Below are 17813 nucleotides of genomic sequence, written 5' to 3'. Positions count from 1 at the left end.
ACCCTACAATTAAATGTTTCATCATTATAGTTTCCCGTGAGTTTGTGGCTAATACCAATTGTATTAAATAACTGATCTAAATTTTGCGCCGGAAAAATGGCTTAGTTTGAGGCGTAAGTTGATGTAAATGGTTGTTCCCTATGCGAAACTTACAACGAAAAAATAAGTTGTTTTAACAAGTAAAATAGATCAGTTACTTACTATGATTGGTATAAGTACAGAAAGATCAAAAAAACCCACCAAGAGTGGTGGGCTTTGAATATTAAAACAGCAATATAAGTATTAACTAGCGGCTAATTCATTTTCAGCTTGAGATAATAACGCGAACTCTTCTTCAGCAGACTTAGCAACGAGGTTATTACGACCAATAAATGCGTAATACAGCATACCGATTACAAATAAAACTAGCGTGAAGTAAAACGCTCTTACGTCGTAAGCATAAACACCGGTTAATGCGACTAGTGATAATACAAACGAGATACCAGACGTGACCACACCACCCGGTGTTTTATATGGACGTGCTAAACCCGGTTGTTTGATGCGTAATAAGATATGACTACCTGACATCATGGCATAAGAAACCGTTGCACCAACCACTGCCATTGACAACATTAAATCGCCTTCACCTGTTAACGATAATAAAAACCCTAAAATGCCAGGAAATATAAGTGAACGAACAGGTACTTTACGTTTACTGGTTAATGATAGTTTTTGTGACAAGTAACCTGCACGAGACAGTGCAAACACTAAACGGCTGTAACCGTAGATAATTGAGAAGAATGAAGCAATTAAACCCGCTAAACCTAATACATTAACCATAGTCGCAACATTTGGGTTACCTGTCATATTTAGGGCATCAACTAACGGTACCGCACTACCTGCAGTCACTTGTGCTCCAGCAGCGCCAGCTACTAATACAACGACTAATATTGCAGTACATAATAAGAAGATCATGGCAGCGATAATGCCTTTTGGTACATCTTTCGCTGGATCTTTTGCTTCTTCAGCGGCTAGCGGTACACCTTCAACAGCAAGGAATAACCACATTGCAAAAGGCAATGCAGCCCACACACCGTAATAACCCATTGGTAAGAAGTCAGTCCCACCAATTAATGGTTCAATATCAAATAAGTTATTTGTATCAAACTCAGGTAATAACACCACGCCTGTAGCAATAATCGCTAATACCGCTAATGCACTGATCACCATCATCACTTTTAACGCTTCACCAGCACCAAAGATATGAATACCGATAAAGGCTAGATAAAACAAAGCATAAACAATCGGTCCATCAAAACCTAAAAGCTCGTTCACTGATGATCCAATAAAGATAACAATCGCAGCAGGTGCCAATGTATATTCAATCAATACTGCTAACCCGGTGAGATAACCACCAGCCGGTCCCATTGCTTGGCGAGCAAAACTGTAACCGCCACCTGCCGCTGGTATTGCAGCTGACATTTCAGCTAAAGATAATACTAGTGTTAAGTACATCACGCCCATTAATACAGCGGCGATAACAAAACCACCCCACCCAGCTTGGGCGATACCAAAGTTCCACCCTGCAAAATCACCAGAGATAACGTATGAAACCCCCAAACCTGCAAGCAAGATCCATCCAGCTGCTCCTTTTTTTAATTGCCTTTGAGCAAGATATTCTTGATTAGTAGACATAGTAGTACTTCCTTTTTTAGTAGTTAAATTATTATAATTAAATGTTTGTTGTTATGTTTTGTAAGCATAGGTTGGTGCTAACTTTTATCATCGCTTGAAGGTAAATTGGTCAAGCTAAAATGCTGTGTTTGCTCTGTTTCTATTAATGAATCTTCGGATCTGTCTTTTAAGTTCACACCAGTTAAAGACAGTCGACGAGACTCATTAAGTAAATAAATACTCTTATGTACTGCCGCCTGATATTTAAGCCCTTCAGGTCTTATATTTGAAATGCAATTACGCATCGAGTCTTCCATGCCGCGTTGTGCCCCCCAAGTTAAATACAATCCCATACTGTCAGGCGAACTCAATCCAGGACGTTCACCAATCAGTAATACCACTTGCTTAGCATTTAACGCCTCGCAGACATCATCACCAACGGCGACTCGCCCTTGTTGCACTACGCAGATAGGGGCAATTTTTAATGGTTGAGGAGATTCTTCTTGTAAGCGACTAATAAACAGTTCAACGAAAGCTTTAGCATGATGACTAATAGCATAGGAGGACAAACCATCGGCTAACACAAATACCAGATCATAAGCTTCGCCACTCAGTGCTTCTAAACGCTCAATAGAAGGTTTATCTAACTGACGACCTAAATCAGGGCGTTGCAAATACTCCATACGATTAGCCGCTTTACTGTGTAAACGCTGAATCGGTAAATAAGTGGCCAATGTGTCAGATTGTGCAAATTGCGCTGATAATTTATCAACATCCAAAGGCACATGAACGGCATCAATCGCCTGTGCGTGAGAGAGTTGAAAACGTAATAATTCAGAGGTTGGTAAACTAGTGCCTGCGCGACCTAACCCGATACGTGCATCAGTGAATTGACGTAACTTAGCCCAAGGGTCTTGGTGGACACTATGTGAATGTTTTGCCTGATCCGTTGAATTAGGTTTGCTCATGACAACTCCTTAATCAGATTCAGAGGTTTAGCAAAGCTATCTGGTAGCGTATTACTTAACTGAGTCGCGTTATTTTCAGGGGAGATTTGCATCTTTTTAAGCCACTGGTCAAACTCAGGCGCAGGACGTAACCCTAATGCTTGGCGCGCATATAAGGCATCGTGAAAAGAGGTAGTCTGATAATTCAACATAATATCGTCAGAGCCTGGAATGCCCATGATGAAAGAACATTCAGCAACACCTAATAGGGTCAGTAAATTATCCATATCGTTCTGATCTGCATAGGCATGATTGGTGTAACAGATATCGCACCCCATTGGTAAACCTAATAATTTTCCACAGAAATGATCTTCTAATCCAGCACGGATAATCTGTTTTCCATCAAACAAGTATTCTGGGCCAATAAAACCAACCACTGTATTAACAAGTAATGGTTTAAATTTACGTGCAACTGCATAAGCGCGTGTTTCACAGGTTTGCTGATCAACACCGTGATGACCATTGGCAGATAACGCACTACCTTGTCCAGTCTCAAAATACATTAAGTTATCACCTACCGTGCCACGTTTGAGCTCTAATGCAGCTTGATGTGCTTCATCTAACACATTGAGATTAACGCCAAAGCCTTGGTTAGTTGCTTCAGTGCCACCAATAGATTGAAAAACCAGATCAACAGGTGCACCAAGTTCAATCGCTTCGATGGTATTTGTTACATGCGTTAATACACAAGATTGTGTTGGGACCTCATAATGCTGAATCACATCATCCATCAACTTCATTAATTTCACAGCCTGTGAAACACTATCTGTAGCAGGATTAATCCCTAATACAGCATCACCATTGCCATACATCAATCCATCAAAAATAGTCGCCGCGATGCCGCTGACATCATCGGTAGGGTGATTAGGTTGTAAGCGTGTTGATAAGTGACCAGGCAAACCGATGGTATTTCTAAATTGAGTAATGATGTTGCACTTTTTCGCCACTAAAATAAGGTCTTGGTTACGCATGATTTTACTCACTGCAGCCACCATTTCAGGCGTTAAACCAGCACGAATGCGCGCAAAATCTGCCTCTGTAGTACTCTCTTGTAATAACCAATTGCGAAAGTCACCCACAGTAAGGTGCGATATTTCAGAAAAAGCAGTCGCATCATGCTCATCGATAATCAGTCGAGTTATTTCATCTTGCTCATAGGGGATAAGCATTTCTTGAAGAAAGGTTTTTAATGGTAACTCAGCCAATAACATTTGTGCGACGGCACGTTGTTCTGCAGATAATGCTGCTACTCCAGCTAACTGGTCACCGGATCGCATTGGGGAAGCCTTAGCCATTAAGTCTGCTAAACTCTCAAATTGATAAAGGTGACTACCAAGCTGATAGCGATAATTGGACATTTCTAGTACCTCAAAATAAAATTAGGCGCAAACTTTGCACTCAATATAAAGTAGTAGTTGCGAAGAGTGTTCCAACTAAATAACGCAATTGCGCAACAAAAAAAACAAATACAAAACAATAAGTTAAATAAAAACCGCATCATATTAATGCAGTTAAAAAGGAGGCGGTAAAATGACATTTCTCAAGCAGCACCAAGTTAATACCACCTCTGCACTAGAGCGGTGCAAATCCTTTACCTTTGATGTTAATCAACAGGCAGAAAGTTTACGACAATGGGAACAGCGCTATAACCAACATAGCAATGGTTTATTTAGCGGATACTTAGATGAATTAACATTAGGGGGCGTACACTTTTTTGAAGAGTTTACTAATCGCACCTTACAACAACAGTGTTGTGTAAAAGACGATAATTTATGGTTAGGTTTTTCCTTACAAACACAACGCCCTAAAATCAATAATAGTGACGTGTTAGCAGGGCAAATAATGACACGCCCTTCAGGAATTGAATTTGAGTTAATCACACCGCCTGACTTCCATATTTATGGGCTAGTGATCAATAAACATAGTTTAGATACTGAAATGATCGGGGCTGATTACGACCTTTGGCAAAATAAAAGTACACACTTACAAGTTTCTAAAGCAACCCCTTATGTGAGTTACGAATTAGCGAAACTGATCAGCTTACTATTAGGCAACAACAACTCGCCCACTGGCAGTATGCATTTACTCGATAATAAAACCCCTGAGCGAGTAAAGCATTTAACACCGCTAATCACTTCAAAGGTGGCTGACTTATTAACCCAAACCGAATACCAACAACATCAGGTGAGTGTTTCTCAACAAACAGCACAACGAGTGATCACTGATATCACTGAATATATTCAAGAAACAGGTAACTACCCTCTTACCATCACTGAATTATGTCAAATCAGCAATGTCAGTCGTAGAACATTACAATATTGTTTTGAGCAAGGCTTTGGCGTTTCCCCTATTCAGTATATTAGAGATTGTCGTTTGAATGAGATAAGAAGAGTTTTATTAAGTGAAGATAATCAACATAGCATTGCCGACCTTGCGTTGAACTTTGGCTTCTTTCATATCAGTACTTTTAATGCTTATTACAAAGAGTTATTTGGAGAAACACCAACGCAAACAATTCAACGTGCAGGTCACTACCATCACCCGGTGATTAGCCAAGCAACACCGACAGCACTGTAGATAAATCCTAAGCGCTTCATTATTAAAAAAGAAGTAGGTCAATTAACATCCGAATTGAGTACTTCAATCTGCTAACGCTATGTTATTATGATGACTAATTTTACCGATAGAAGTAGTTATTATGTCTCATCCTTTACTCGCTCGTGCGATCGACATTTGTAAGTCAAACAATGTACGCTTTACTCCAGTTCGCCAACAAGTGTTTACATTGATGGCTGAACACCAAGGTGCAATTACTGCCTATGAGTTGTTAGAACAGTTACAAAAAACTGACAGTAAAGCTAAGCCCCCCACTATCTATCGTGCTCTAGAATTCTTACTAGAAAACCACTTTATTCATCGCATTGAGTCTTTGAATGCTTATTTGATGTGCTGTCATCTTGGTTGCGAACACCCTATGCAGCTATTGATTTGTGATAAATGTAAGTGTGTGATTGAACTGAGTGATCCTAGCATTGATGACGCTTTTTCAAATAAAGCATCGCAATTTGGGTTTAATATCACTAATAAAGTATTAGAAGCGCACGGTGTGTGCGAGAGTTGTGTTTCATAAGGCAAAAAAAACCCTCAATACACGGATACATATTGAGGGAAACAGGGAAGATGTTATGAAATCGCTATCTTCAGTAATTAGTCATGACAATTTATAATTAGTTCACAAATTAAGCAAAACCAATTTGTTAGTTTAATGAGCTTCATCCCAATTATCGCCAACATCTGCATCTGCAATCAGTGGCACGTCTAACTTAGCAGCACCAGCCATAATCGTTTGAATCTCTTTTGTGTAAGTTTCAACAAGCTCTTCTTTAATTGCAAACACCAATTCATCGTGCACTTGCATTAAGATTTGTACGCTCCCCTGTGGCTTCTGTTTTACCCACTCTGCCATATCAATCATCGCTTTTTTGATAATATCAGCAGCTGTACCTTGCATTGGTGCATTAATCGCTGCACGTTCCGCTGCTTTCTTTAACATACCGTTTTTAGCGTTAATGTTAGGCAACTGTAGACGACGACCAAAAATCGTTTCTACATAAGCTTTTTCATTCGCTAATAAACGCGTGTCTTCCATGTAAGTTAACACAGCTGGGTAACGGCTAAAGTAACGGTCCATATAGGTTTGTGCTTCTTGGCGACCAATATTTAATTGCTTGGCTAAACCAAAAGCGCTCATGCCGTAAATTAAACCAAAGTTAATTGCTTTAGCGCTACGGCGTTGGTCTACAGTGACATCATCAAGTGAAACTGAGAAAACTTCAGCGGCCGTTGCTTTATGGATATCTTTACCCGTTGAGAATGCCGTTAATAAACCTTCATCTTGCGATAAATGCGCCATAATACGTAATTCAATTTGGCTGTAATCGGCAGCCACAATTTTATAACCCGGTTGCGCAATAAAAGCTTGGCGAATACGACGACCTTCACTGCTACGAATTGGAATGTTTTGTAAATTTGGATCGCTTGATGATAAACGACCTGTCACTGTCACCGCTTGATGGTATGAAGTATGAAGGCGACCTGTTTCTTCATTAACCATTAATGGTAGCTTATCTGTATACGTTGATTTCAGTTTACTTAATCCACGGTGCTCTATAATTAACTTAGGTAATGGGTAAGTAAGCGCTAACTCTTGTAATACTTCTTCCGCTGTTGAAGGAGCACCTTTTGGTGTTTTCTTGATCACCGGAATATTTAATTCTTCAAATAGAATCGTTTGTAACTGTTTTGGCGAGCTTAAGTTAAACGGTTTACCTGCTTCTTCGTATGCTAGCTCTTCTAACTCTAATAAACGCTTCGCAATTTCAGTACTCTGTACTTTTAATAATTCGCTATCAATTTCAACACCACCTCTTTCAATATCTGAAAGTACGGTTAATAACGGCATCTCAATCTCATTCAATACAGTTAATAACTCAGGCGTATCCTGTAAGCGGCTTTGTAATTCAAGGTGCAAACGTAACGTGATATCAGCATCTTCAGCAGCATAAGGTGCGGCTTCTTTAATTGCAATTTGATTAAAGGTCAGCTGTTTTTTACCTTTACCCGCAATATCTTCAAAGCTAATACATTTATGGCCTAGGTATTTTAGCGCTAAGGTATCCATATCATGCTTACCTGTACTATCTAACACATAGGATTCGAGCATAGTATCAAAAGCAATACCGCCTAGCGTAATACCGTGATTCAGTAATACACTGCGGTCATACTTTAAATTTTGACCTACTTTTTTGTACTCTTCTGATGATAAAACTGGCTCTAATAAAGCCAATGTGTCAGTTAAATCTAACTGTGCAGGTGCATCGATATAATCGTGTGTTAATGGCAAGTATGCCGCTTCAATGATTGGGTCAGCTTCCTCGCCAACATTGGTTTGAATCGCAAAAGATAAACCGACAATCTTAGCTTGCATGTAATCTAAGCTAGTTGTTTCAGTGTCAAAAGCAAAGATATCCGCTTGTTTTAATTTCTTAATCCACTGCAGTAATTGACCTTTTGTGTAGATAGTTTTGTAACTATCGCGGTCAACCATAGATTTCGCAGCAACAAAGGCAGGGTTAGCTTGGCTTTCTTGGCCTGAAGAGGCTTTAGCCACTAAGTTATCGCCCGATAATAAGGCGGCTAACCAACGTTTAAATTCAAGCTTACCAAATAACTTAATCAGCTCATCAGTGTCTTGTGGAATTGGTTTAAAATCATCATGACCTACTTCTAATTCCACATCTAATTTAATCGTAGCAAGTTGATAGGATAAACGAGCCATGGCTTCATTTTCTTGCATCTTTTTGGCCATGGTTTTACTACCACGGAAGCCTAATGGCGCTAATTTATCTAGGTTTTCATAGATGGTATCCATGTTACCTAGACCTTGTAACATTGCTAAAGCAGTTTTTTCGCCAACGCCAGGTACACCAGGAATATTATCAACCTTATCACCCATTAACGCTAAGTAATCGATGATCATTTCCGGTGGAATACCAAATTTTTCATTCACACCAGGCACATCAAGTACAGTATCAGTCATGGTATTGATAAGATAAGTATTCTCATCAACTAACTGCGCCATGTCTTTATCGCCAGTGCTGATCAGGGTTTTAATCCCTTTTTTACTCGCTTGTAAGGCTAATGTACCAATAACATCATCGGCTTCTACACCAGGTACCGTTAATATTGGTAACCCCATCGCTTTGATTACTGCATGTAAAGGCTCAATTTGACTTCGTAAATCATCGGGCATGCTTGGTCTGTTTGCTTTGTATTCTGCATACATGTCATCACGGAAGGTTTTTCCTTTTGCATCAAACACTACCACTATGTGTGTTGGGCTAAATTGCTTTAACAAACTTTGCAACATGTTAACCACACCATACACAGCACCAGTCGCTTCACCAGCAGAGTTAGTTAAGTGTGGAGGAGAGAAGAATGCACGATATAAGTACGAAGAGCCGTCAACCAGCACAAAAGGATTTTCAGGAACTACAGCCATAGATAACTACCAATCAAATAAAACGGGTAGATAGTATACCTATCACGCTTCAAAATAGTGACCTCGTTTTTGGATATTCTGCAATTAAACAAGAAAAATAGATTAAAGAGTAAATACAGAAAATAAAGAGCAGTCTACGAGGTGGTTAAAAGGTAAGTGGACATTCACTTTCGCTGTATAAACATCTGTGGATAACTCTGTTAACTATTTTATTTAAAATTTGACCCACAACAAAAAATAAAAAATAACACTTAAATATCAAATAGATAAAACAGTCGGACACGCGAAAAATGCACATTTAACAAAATGTTAAATGTGCATAACAAATGGGATATCTACCTAATTCAGTTTAATTAAAACGCTTTTTAGCTAGTAAAATGACCAACAGGGTTGGCATACATTTTTAATACTGTTTCCTGTAACTCTGGAGGAATTGCTTGAATACGCGCTTTGAATGCGGCGATATCTTTAGCAGAAAGGTTATCAACATCTTGTTGCGCAGCAATTAAGTTAGATGGGTGTAAGTAATAGTTTCGATAGATTTGGGTATCAATCTCTTCAGCCACTTGTTCGGCATTTTCAAAATCACCGCTTAATGGCTGACCAAAGGCTACATGTACGTGACCTTTTTGACCGATAATGCCACTAACGATACTTTCGATATCTTCAAACTGCCCTTTATTGTACTCACCAGATTCAGACAACTCATATAACTCACGTGCTTTTTGCTGGTCACATGGGTCTAACTCATAAGAAACCGCAACAGGTACAATATTTAATGACTTAATGTATTCATCAAAAGGAATTTTTTGTTTTTTACCGTTTACGTAAAACATTTTAATGATCGCTGGGTCGGTTTTATCAAAACCATCCTTTGCTCTACCCTCTTTTTGGGCAATCCAGATACTACTATCGAATTTTAACGAAGTACTGATGTAATCAGATAAGGTCGATAATGACTTCATCATTTCACGTACACCCGTCACAGAACGTTTTACGATAAAACTTTTGTTCATGCGCATCAGGTCTGAAACAAAAGGTTTACTTAATAAGTTATCGCCAATTGCAATACGTACCGTGTGGAAGTTTTCAGTGAAAAGCGCCCAGTTAACAAAAGATGGGTCCATTGCGATATCACGATGATTAGAAACAAATAAGTAATTTTGTTCAGGATCTAAATTTTCTAAGCCAGAATAAGTGAATTTAGTGGTGGTAGAATCGATCATATGTTGCATATACACACCCACCACTTTCTGCATTTTATCAATGCTATCGATACTGCCCCATTTATAGAGGAAATAACGACGTAATAGAGGCTTAATCACAAACCCTAAACACTTAGATAACTTAGGAAAACGGAAGCTTAAAATAGCGTCCATAAATTCTTCGCTATTGATGACACGTTTGATAGCTGGTTGTATCTCTTGGTCATTATAGGGACGAATATCACTAAATTTATCAATGTTAGTTGGCATATTATGATTCTCTAGAAAATGGATGGCGCATTTTACATGCTTTTCAGCCTAACAGCGAGGAGATTTAAACGAATATACAGCTATTATTGCTTGTTTTATAACCTAAACAAGGCCTAATGCACGCTTTTGAAGATTGTATTTATAAATGCTAGCAAGATATTTCCCCTACCTATATGAGAATAGGCAAGGAAATAGCTACAAACTAGATGAAAGCGAACGCATCACCATAGATATTATCGATAACTGCACCGCGCTTAATGAAGTCTTCGCGCGCCACTTTAGCCATTTCAAAACGGCCAACAATATAGATATCGAACTCAGATAGGTCTTCAAACTCGTCTAAAACAGCCTGGTGTACATAACCATGTTTGCCTAACCAATCTTCCTCTGGTAGTTCAACTACTGGGTGGAAGTGGATATTATTATGCTCTTCTGACCAGCTTTTAGCTTGATCTTCAAAATAGAAATGTGAGTACTCTTTAACGCCCCAGTATAGGTAAACAGGGTTTTCTAAGTTCGCCTCTACAATTTGCTCTAGAATTGATTTCACGTAAGAGAAACCTGTACCGCCAGCCATTAAAATAATCGGGCGAGTGGACTCTTCACGCAAATAAGCAGCACCATTGGCAATTTCAACTTCCACAGGCTCACCTGACTGCATTTTTTCAACCACTTGCATTGCATATTTATTATCGGGTGTTGCACCAATATGCAATTCAACCAACTCACTTGATGGTGTGTTAGCAATCGAAAAATGACGTTTATCGCCCTCTCCCATGATCACTGATACATATTGTCCCGCTTTAAAAGAGACAGCTTTCGTAGGGGCTAAAAATATACGGTATAAAAACGCATTTAACTTCTCGATTGAAGCAACATTACAGGTAACTTGTGGCATTCTTTTCTCTTTTATTATTGGCTAACAATATCTAACGGTTCGATAGCTTGATTAAAATAGTATTATGACAAAATATCTAGGTCATTCCAAAGACCATCTATTTTTTCTTTAACGTCTTTATCCATGACAATAGGCTCGCCCCACTCTCGTGTGGTTTCACCCGGCCATTTGTTAGTAGCATCCAAGCCCATTTTTGAGCCTAATCCTGACACAGGAGAGGCAAAATCTAAGTAATCGATGGGTGTATTCTCTACCATAGTGGTGTCACGACTTGGATCCATACGTGTTGTTATCGCCCAGATCACATCATTCCAATCACGTACGTTAACATCATCATCACATACAATAATGAACTTGGTGTACATAAACTGACGCAGGAAGGACCAAATGCCCAACATCACACGTTTTGCATGTCCAGGGTAACTCTTCTTCATGGAGACCACCGCCATACGATATGAGCAACCTTCTGGTGGTAAATAAAAGTCCACAATCTCAGGAAATTGCTTCTTAATGATCGGTACAAAGACCTCATTTAATGCTACGCCTAAAATAGCTGGTTCATCAGGTGGGCGACCAGTATAAGTACTGTGGTAAATAGGATCTTTTCGGGTAGTGACATGCGTCACTGTCATCACTTGGAAATCATCCACTTCATTGTAATAACCAGTATGATCTCCATAAGGACCTTCAGGTGCTTCTTCACCTGGCATTAAGTATCCTTCCAAGATAATTTCAGCAGTAGCTGGGACATCTAAATCATTGCTTAACCCCGTCGCGACTTTGGTTCTTGAACCACGTAAGAGACCAGCAAAGGCATATTCAGATAAAGTATCTGGTACAGGTGTCACAGCCCCTAAAATAGTGGCAGGGTCAGCACCCAAGGCAACACTTACAGGGAATGGTTTGCCTGGATTTGCTTCCACCCATTCACGGTAATCAATGGCACCACCACGGTGTGATAACCAACGCATAATAATTTTATTTTTAGAGATTAATTGCTGACGGTAGATACCTAAATTTTGGCGTTTTTTATAAGGACCACGAGTAATAGTCAAACCCCAGGTGATCAGCGGTGCTACATCACCAGGCCAACACTTCATGATCGGCAGTTTAGTTAAATCAACATCATCACCTTCCATCACCACTTCCTGACAAGCAGGTGATTTAACACGCTTAGTTGGCATATTCAGCACTTGTTTGAAGATCGGCAGCTTTTCCCACATCGCCTTCACACCTTTAGGTGGCTCAGGCTCTTTTAAGTAAGCTAACCATTCACCCACTTCACGTAGTTCACTGACCTTTTCTTTGCCCATGGCTAATGCAACACGTTCAGGCGTACCAAATAGATTGGTGAGTACCGGCGTATCATGCCCTTTTGGGTTTTCAAATAATAAAGCAGGGCCCCCAGCACGCAAAGTACGATCGGAGATTTCAGTCATCTCTAAATTCGGATCGATCTCTTGGCTAATACGCTTTAATAACCCTTTTTCTTCTAGCTGATCTAAAAAATCACGTAAATCATCAAACTTCATTTTACCTACTTAACCTCGCTTCTAGAGAAGAGAAGCATCGTTATACCAATTAAACTAATGAACTGTTGTTTATACTAATTAACTGTAAAAATACAAATATAATTTACGCTGATAAAAGTACTTTAGTTCAGTTATTTAAGATAAAAAAAACGCTACCTAAGTAGCGTTGTTGTTTTATTTTATTATATAAAACTATTTAGCTTTCTGATTCTTCATTGCTTCAAAGAAATCATCATTTGTTTTACTTAAACCAAGCTTATCAATCATGAATTCTGTTGCGCCGATTTCACCCATTGGATGAACAATCTTACGTAAAATCCACATACGTTGTAATTCGTCAGCTTTAGTTAGCAATTCTTCACGACGCGTACCTGAGCGAGTAATATCAATCGCAGGGTAAACACGTTTTTCAGCGAGCTTACGGTTTAAGTGAATCTCAGAGTTACCCGTACCTTTAAATTCTTCATAGATAACTTCATCCATTTTAGAACCGGTATCGATAAGTGCTGTTGCTAGGATAGTTAAACTACCACCCTCTTCAACATTACGTGCAGCACCAAAGAAACGCTTAGGACGATGTAATGCGTTAGCGTCTACACCACCGGTTAATACTTTACCTGAGCTTGGGATCACTGTGTTGTAAGCACGTGCCAAACGAGTAATAGAGTCCAGTAAGATGATTACATCTTTTTTGTGCTCAACTAAACGTTTTGCTTTTTCGATAACCATTTCTGCTACTTGAACGTGACGGTTAGCTGGCTCATCAAAGGTAGAGGCAACTACTTCACCGCGTACTAAACGACGCATTTCTGTTACTTCTTCTGGACGCTCATCGATTAATAGAACAATAAGTTCTGCTTCAGGGTGGTTAATTGAAATACTTTGCGCAATGTTTTGTAACAACATTGTTTTACCGGCTTTTGGTGGTGCAACGATTAGACCACGTTGACCTTTACCGATTGGAGAAACTAAATCAAGAATACGCGCTGTAATATCTTCTGTACTACCACTACCATTCTCTAAACGTAAACGCTCATCAGGATGAATTGGCGTTAAGTTTTCAAATAATATTTTATTACGAGAGTTTTCAGGTTTGTTGAAGTTTACTTGCATGATTTTTAATAATGCAAAGTAACGCTCGCCTTCTTTAGGCGGTCTGATTTTACCTTCTACACTATCACCCGTACGTAAATTAAAACGACGAATTTGACTAGGAGAAATGTAAATATCATCAGGACCAGCTAAATACGAACTGTCTGAACTACGCAAAAAGCCAAAACCATCTTGTAGAATCTCTAAAACACCAGCACCGAAAATATCAGCACCACTTTTAGCATGGGCTTTCAATATTGCGAAGATAATATCTTGTTTTCTTAGACGGGCTAAATTTTCAAGCCCCATGGTACTTCCAAGCTCAACAAGCTCAGATACGGGAGTATTTTTTAATTCGGTTAGATTCATAATTGTTTTTGATGTTTTTTAAATTTGGGATAAAGGGTAGATAACGTGTTTGGATAGCGTAAATTGTGAATTGCTCATAATTTGAGCGTAAAGGTAACATTAATATTTGAAGCTGTCCAGAATGAAGATGAAGTGTTCTGCACTTAACCTTCATTCTGATAAAGAATGATTAAACGTTAGCGTCTAAAAACTCAGTAAGTTGTGATTTTGAAAGTGCACCCACTTTAGTTGCTGCAACTTTACCATCTTTAAATAGTAATAAAGTTGGGATACCACGAATACCAAATTTTGGTGGTGTATCGCTGTTTTGGTCGATGTTTAATTTACCAACAGTTACTTTACCTGCGTATTCAACAGCAACTTCACTTAAGATTGGTGCAATCATTTTACAAGGTCCACACCACTCTGCCCAGAAATCTACTAGCACAGGAGTAGATGCATTGATTACGTCTGCATCAAAAGTTGCATCACTTAAGGTTACGATATTTTCGCTCATTTTTCTCTCCAGAAAGGAATTTATTAATAGAAAGCTACTATAACATGCTCACCACTAAAATATATTTTTTGATATTTGAATCGATCTCAATATTTATTGCAAGTATAAACTGCTATGCTCTGCAAATGAATAAAACACACCTAACTCAAACAAAATTTTCAGACTTGCCTCTAGAGCCAAGTCTACTTTCAGGTTTAACCGCTAAAGGGTTCGAATACTGTACACCTATTCAAGCGCTGTCACTGCCAATTACCTTACAAGGTAAAGATATTGCAGGACAAGCTCAAACAGGTACCGGTAAAACCTTGGCGTTTCTACCTGCCGTATTCCATCACCTATTGGTTAACAAAGCACCTGAAAACCGCCGTAAGAACCAACCTAGGGCTATTATTTTAGCACCTACTCGAGAGCTTGCGATTCAGATCCATAAAGATGCCATGTCATTAGCTGACTCAACATCTTTGCGCCTTGGTTTAGCTTATGGGGGCGAGAAAGTTGAAATTCAACAGACCAAACTAGAAAAAGGCGTTGATATTTTAATTGGGACTTGTGGTCGTATTATAGATTTCGCAAAACAAGGCGTTATCAACCTAGAATCGATCCAAGCCGTTGTCCTAGATGAAGCCGATCGTATGTTCGATTTAGGCTTTATCAAAGATATTCGTTACCTATTCCGTCGCATGCCAGCGGCAGACCAACGACTTAATCTATTATTCTCAGCCACCTTATCTCATAAAGTGCAAGAGCTTGCTTTTGAACATATGAATAGCCCTGAACATGTGCAAATTGAACCTGAAGTAATGACTTCAGCCAATATCACAGAAGAACTTTTCTACCCATCAAACGAAGATAAGATTTTGTTATTACTTAGTTTAATGGAAGATGAATGGCCAGAAAAAGCAATTGTCTTTGCTAACACTAAACATGCTTGTGAAAAAGTGTGGGGTTACCTTGCCGGTGACGGTCATCGTGCTGGGTTATTAACTGGTGATGTGCCACAGAAGAAACGTGAACAAATCTTACAGCAATTTACTGAAGGTCAAATCGACATTTTAATTGCTACTGATGTTGCTGCACGTGGATTGCATATTCCAAAAGTGTCCCATGTATTCAATTTTGATCTACCTGATGACTGTGAAGATTACGTTCATCGCATCGGTCGAACAGGTCGAGCAGGCGAAAAAGGGTTAGCAATCAGTTTAGCTTGTGAAAAATATGTATTTAATTTGCCTTCTATTGAAGAATATATTAAACATACTATTCCAGTGAGCGAATACGACAAAGACTCCCTATTAGATTCTTTACCGGTTATGAAAGTCACTAAATATAAAGTACATTCTAATAACAACCGTAAAGATAACTATCATAGGTCGCATAAAAGATAATATGACAGCAGCGCGTTACACCATTATTGATTTAGGCTCCAATAGCTTCCACATGCTTACTGTCAGTAAGCAAGGGAATGGTTTTAACGTTGTTTCAAAACATAAGCAAAAAGTACGCTTAGCTGCTGGTTTAAATGGCGACAAACAACTTGATCAAACAACAATGCAAAGGGGATGGGCTTGCCTAGAAAACTTTAGGTTGTTGTTAGACCAAATCCAACCTGTGACAGTACTTATCACCGCCACTGCAGCATTAAGAATTGCCGTTAATAATAAAGCGTTTATTGAAGTAGCTGAAAACATACTTGGTCATCCAATTAATCTAATCTCAGGTATTCAAGAAGCTAAAACCATCTTCAAAGGCGTTTCCTATACAGAGCAAACAGATAAGCGTCTGTTAGTGCTCGATATTGGTGGTGCTAGTACTGAACTGGTTTTAGGACAAGGCAATCAAGTACATGTTGCTAATAGTATGAATATTGGTTGCGTCACTTGGTTAAATCATTATTTTGCAGACCAACAACTCAGCGAATACAACTTCAACAATGCCATCAATGCCGCACGACAAGTGATCTCTACCGTTAAACCTCAATACAGTGAACATGATTGGGAACTCACATTGGGCGCATCAGGTACTATTCAAGCTGTTAATGAAGTGAATCAAGCACAGCAACTCAGCGATTCACTATCCTTTGAATTATTACAACAAATTAAACAACAGTGCATCGCCTGTAAAACCATGGAACAACTCAACATTGTCGGGTTAGAAGACTCTAGAGTACCTGTTTTTGCCAGTGGTTTAGCGATTCTTATCGCGCTATTCGAATCTTTGAACATTCAACACATGCAACTGTCTAATGGTGCATTAAGGGAAGGTTTAATTAGCATGATGTTTAACGGTCAAAGCGAATTTAATTAATTCAGGCAACACCTTTTCAATACCAAACAAACCAGAAATTAACCGCTGTAATAGTTAAGGGTATGAAGATGAAAAAAATAAAAATAACCGCTTTATTAACACTTATCATGCTAATCAGTGCATGTAGCAGCTATAGCGTTGACACCACTCGCACTACCTTTTATCAAGATCAACTAACCACCACAGGTAGTATTTATATCGCGACAGCTGAAGGCCTACCTAACAACTCCTTAGAGCTCGCTAGTTATAAGCAAAAAATAGCAAATAAACTCAATACGGTAGGTTACCGTGTTATTTCTGACATGACTCAAGCCGACTACATTGCCACCATTGATTATGGCATTAATGAAGGTAATACCTATATTGTAACCATTCCTGATACTCGCCCACGCTCTAGATTAATACACCGCGGAAAATTCGCTCGAATCCAGCACAGAGATCGCCATAAAAAGATTAATAGCCCAACCAGTAATATTGTCACGACTTATAACCGTGTATTAGCATTAGATATCAGCAATGCACAAGACAATAGCAAAGTATATGAATCTCAAGTCACCAGTATTGGTGAGTGTGAAATCATGGCAGGTGTATTTGAACAGTTATTAGAGGCGATGTTTACTGACTTTCCTGGAGAAAATGGAAAAATAAGAAAAGCCAGCATCCCTTATCAAGGTGAATGTAATGAGTAATTATCACCACTAACACTGCCTATCCTATGCTTACAAAAATAAGCGCTTTAACTTAATTGCTATCTCAAAAATCTAGTTAATCTTGTACAAGCTTAATAGCGTTTTTCCTACCTAATGATACCCAGATTACGACAATAGTATAAATGTTCGAATTAATATTTATAACGAAAGTAATATTTTCTTTAATGAAAAGTTAATTATTTAACCTTTTCAATCAAATTAATAATACAATACGAC

The 17813-nt window shown here is 38.8% G+C and carries 14 protein-coding genes; 5 read left to right on the top strand and 9 right to left on the bottom strand.

The genetic code is table 11. The features are described 5' to 3' along the window. Window positions 1-282: 282 nt before the first annotated feature. From eat to DS885_RS07295, 3 genes are all read right to left on the bottom strand, one after another. Entirely contained in the window at window positions 283-1674 is a 1392-nt protein-coding gene (gene eat / locus DS885_RS07305; protein ID WP_113818777.1) for an ethanolamine permease, read from the bottom strand. Window positions 1675-1751: 77 nt separating this feature from the next. Beyond that, complete coding sequence (eutC, locus tag DS885_RS07300; protein WP_113818776.1) at window positions 1752-2621, bottom strand: ethanolamine ammonia-lyase subunit EutC; 870 nt, start codon at window positions 2619-2621, stop codon at window positions 1752-1754. Continuing rightward, window positions 2618-4018: an ethanolamine ammonia-lyase subunit EutB gene (locus DS885_RS07295; protein WP_113818775.1), complete on the bottom strand. Its 1401-nt coding sequence runs from the start codon at window positions 4016-4018 to the stop codon at window positions 2618-2620. The genes eutC and DS885_RS07295 overlap by 4 nt, the downstream gene beginning before the upstream one ends. Window positions 4019-4190: 172 nt before the next feature. Here DS885_RS07295 and DS885_RS07290 point away from each other — a divergent pair, with 172 nt between their 5' ends. After that, window positions 4191-5237, top strand: a complete 1047-nt coding sequence (locus DS885_RS07290) for a helix-turn-helix domain-containing protein (RefSeq protein ID WP_113818774.1) — start codon at window positions 4191-4193, stop codon at window positions 5235-5237. A 121-nt stretch (window positions 5238-5358) separates the two neighbouring features. After that, window positions 5359-5790: a transcriptional repressor gene (locus DS885_RS07285; RefSeq protein ID WP_113818773.1), complete on the top strand. Its 432-nt coding sequence runs from the start codon at window positions 5359-5361 to the stop codon at window positions 5788-5790. 132 nt (window positions 5791-5922) lie between these two features. Here the strand turns inward: DS885_RS07285 and polA are convergent, their stop codons facing one another. From polA to trxA, 6 genes are all read right to left on the bottom strand, one after another. Then, complete coding sequence (gene polA / locus DS885_RS07280) at window positions 5923-8721, bottom strand: DNA polymerase I (RefSeq protein WP_113818772.1); 2799 nt, start codon at window positions 8719-8721, stop codon at window positions 5923-5925. 365 nt (window positions 8722-9086) lie between these two features. Further along, on the bottom strand, window positions 9087-10196 hold the full coding sequence (locus DS885_RS07275) for a 1-acyl-sn-glycerol-3-phosphate acyltransferase (protein ID WP_113818771.1): 1110 nt from the start codon (window positions 10194-10196) through the stop codon (window positions 9087-9089). 202 nt (window positions 10197-10398) lie between these two features. Next, complete coding sequence (gene fre, locus DS885_RS07270) at window positions 10399-11094, bottom strand: NAD(P)H-flavin reductase (protein ID WP_113818770.1); 696 nt, start codon at window positions 11092-11094, stop codon at window positions 10399-10401. Between the two features lie 62 nt (window positions 11095-11156). Continuing rightward, window positions 11157-12626 (bottom strand): 4-hydroxy-3-polyprenylbenzoate decarboxylase, encoded by a 1470-nt coding sequence (gene ubiD, locus DS885_RS07265; RefSeq protein ID WP_113818769.1) that lies wholly within the window; start codon window positions 12624-12626, stop codon window positions 11157-11159. 192 nt (window positions 12627-12818) lie between these two features. Then, window positions 12819-14087, bottom strand: a complete 1269-nt coding sequence (rho, locus tag DS885_RS07260; protein WP_113818768.1) for a transcription termination factor Rho — start codon at window positions 14085-14087, stop codon at window positions 12819-12821. 169 nt (window positions 14088-14256) lie between these two features. Then, window positions 14257-14583 carry a thioredoxin TrxA gene (trxA, locus tag DS885_RS07255; RefSeq protein WP_113818767.1) on the bottom strand — a complete coding sequence of 109 codons (327 nt, stop codon included), beginning with the start codon at window positions 14581-14583 and terminating at the stop codon, window positions 14257-14259. 125 nt (window positions 14584-14708) lie between these two features. On the opposite strand from trxA, the gene rhlB reads away from it, so the two are divergent. The 3 genes from rhlB to DS885_RS07240 all read left to right on the top strand — a co-directional run bounded on the left by rhlB (window position 14709) and on the right by DS885_RS07240 (window position 17576). Then, on the top strand, window positions 14709-15968 hold the full coding sequence (gene rhlB / locus DS885_RS07250; RefSeq protein WP_113818766.1) for an ATP-dependent RNA helicase RhlB: 1260 nt from the start codon (window positions 14709-14711) through the stop codon (window positions 15966-15968). A 1-nt stretch (window position 15969) separates the two neighbouring features. After that, on the top strand, window positions 15970-16887 hold the full coding sequence (locus DS885_RS07245) for a Ppx/GppA phosphatase family protein (RefSeq protein WP_113818765.1): 918 nt from the start codon (window positions 15970-15972) through the stop codon (window positions 16885-16887). 68 nt (window positions 16888-16955) lie between these two features. After that, window positions 16956-17576: a DUF4136 domain-containing protein gene (locus tag DS885_RS07240; RefSeq protein ID WP_181817726.1), complete on the top strand. Its 621-nt coding sequence runs from the start codon at window positions 16956-16958 to the stop codon at window positions 17574-17576. The last annotated feature ends 237 nt before the right edge of the window (window positions 17577-17813 follow it).

Origin of the sequence: Psychromonas sp. B3M02 (assembly GCF_003318165.1) — a bacterium.
Classification (GTDB): Bacteria; Pseudomonadota; Gammaproteobacteria; order Enterobacterales; family Psychromonadaceae; genus Psychromonas.
The sequence above is the reverse complement of the archived record's forward strand: the minus strand, read 5'-3'. Positions and strand labels throughout refer to the sequence as shown.

Excerpts from the sequence above, each read along its gene's own strand:
- eat (WP_113818777.1), bottom strand. The coding sequence starts at position 1,674 with ATGTCTACTAATCAAGAATATCTTGCTCAAAGGCAATTAAAAAAAGGA.
- eutC (WP_113818776.1), bottom strand. The coding sequence starts at position 2,621 with ATGAGCAAACCTAATTCAACGGATCAGGCAAAACATTCACATAGTGTC.
- DS885_RS07295 (WP_113818775.1), bottom strand. The coding sequence starts at position 4,018 with ATGTCCAATTATCGCTATCAGCTTGGTAGTCACCTTTATCAATTTGAG.
- DS885_RS07290 (WP_113818774.1), top strand. The coding sequence starts at position 4,191 with ATGACATTTCTCAAGCAGCACCAAGTTAATACCACCTCTGCACTAGAG.
- DS885_RS07285 (WP_113818773.1), top strand. The coding sequence starts at position 5,359 with ATGTCTCATCCTTTACTCGCTCGTGCGATCGACATTTGTAAGTCAAAC.
- polA (WP_113818772.1), bottom strand. The coding sequence starts at position 8,721 with ATGGCTGTAGTTCCTGAAAATCCTTTTGTGCTGGTTGACGGCTCTTCG.
- DS885_RS07275 (WP_113818771.1), bottom strand. The coding sequence starts at position 10,196 with ATGCCAACTAACATTGATAAATTTAGTGATATTCGTCCCTATAATGAC.
- fre (WP_113818770.1), bottom strand. The coding sequence starts at position 11,094 with ATGCCACAAGTTACCTGTAATGTTGCTTCAATCGAGAAGTTAAATGCG.
- ubiD (WP_113818769.1), bottom strand. The coding sequence starts at position 12,626 with ATGAAGTTTGATGATTTACGTGATTTTTTAGATCAGCTAGAAGAAAAA.
- rho (WP_113818768.1), bottom strand. The coding sequence starts at position 14,087 with ATGAATCTAACCGAATTAAAAAATACTCCCGTATCTGAGCTTGTTGAG.
- trxA (WP_113818767.1), bottom strand. The coding sequence starts at position 14,583 with ATGAGCGAAAATATCGTAACCTTAAGTGATGCAACTTTTGATGCAGAC.
- rhlB (WP_113818766.1), top strand. The coding sequence starts at position 14,709 with ATGAATAAAACACACCTAACTCAAACAAAATTTTCAGACTTGCCTCTA.
- DS885_RS07245 (WP_113818765.1), top strand. The coding sequence starts at position 15,970 with ATGACAGCAGCGCGTTACACCATTATTGATTTAGGCTCCAATAGCTTC.
- DS885_RS07240 (WP_181817726.1), top strand. The coding sequence starts at position 16,956 with ATGAAAAAAATAAAAATAACCGCTTTATTAACACTTATCATGCTAATC.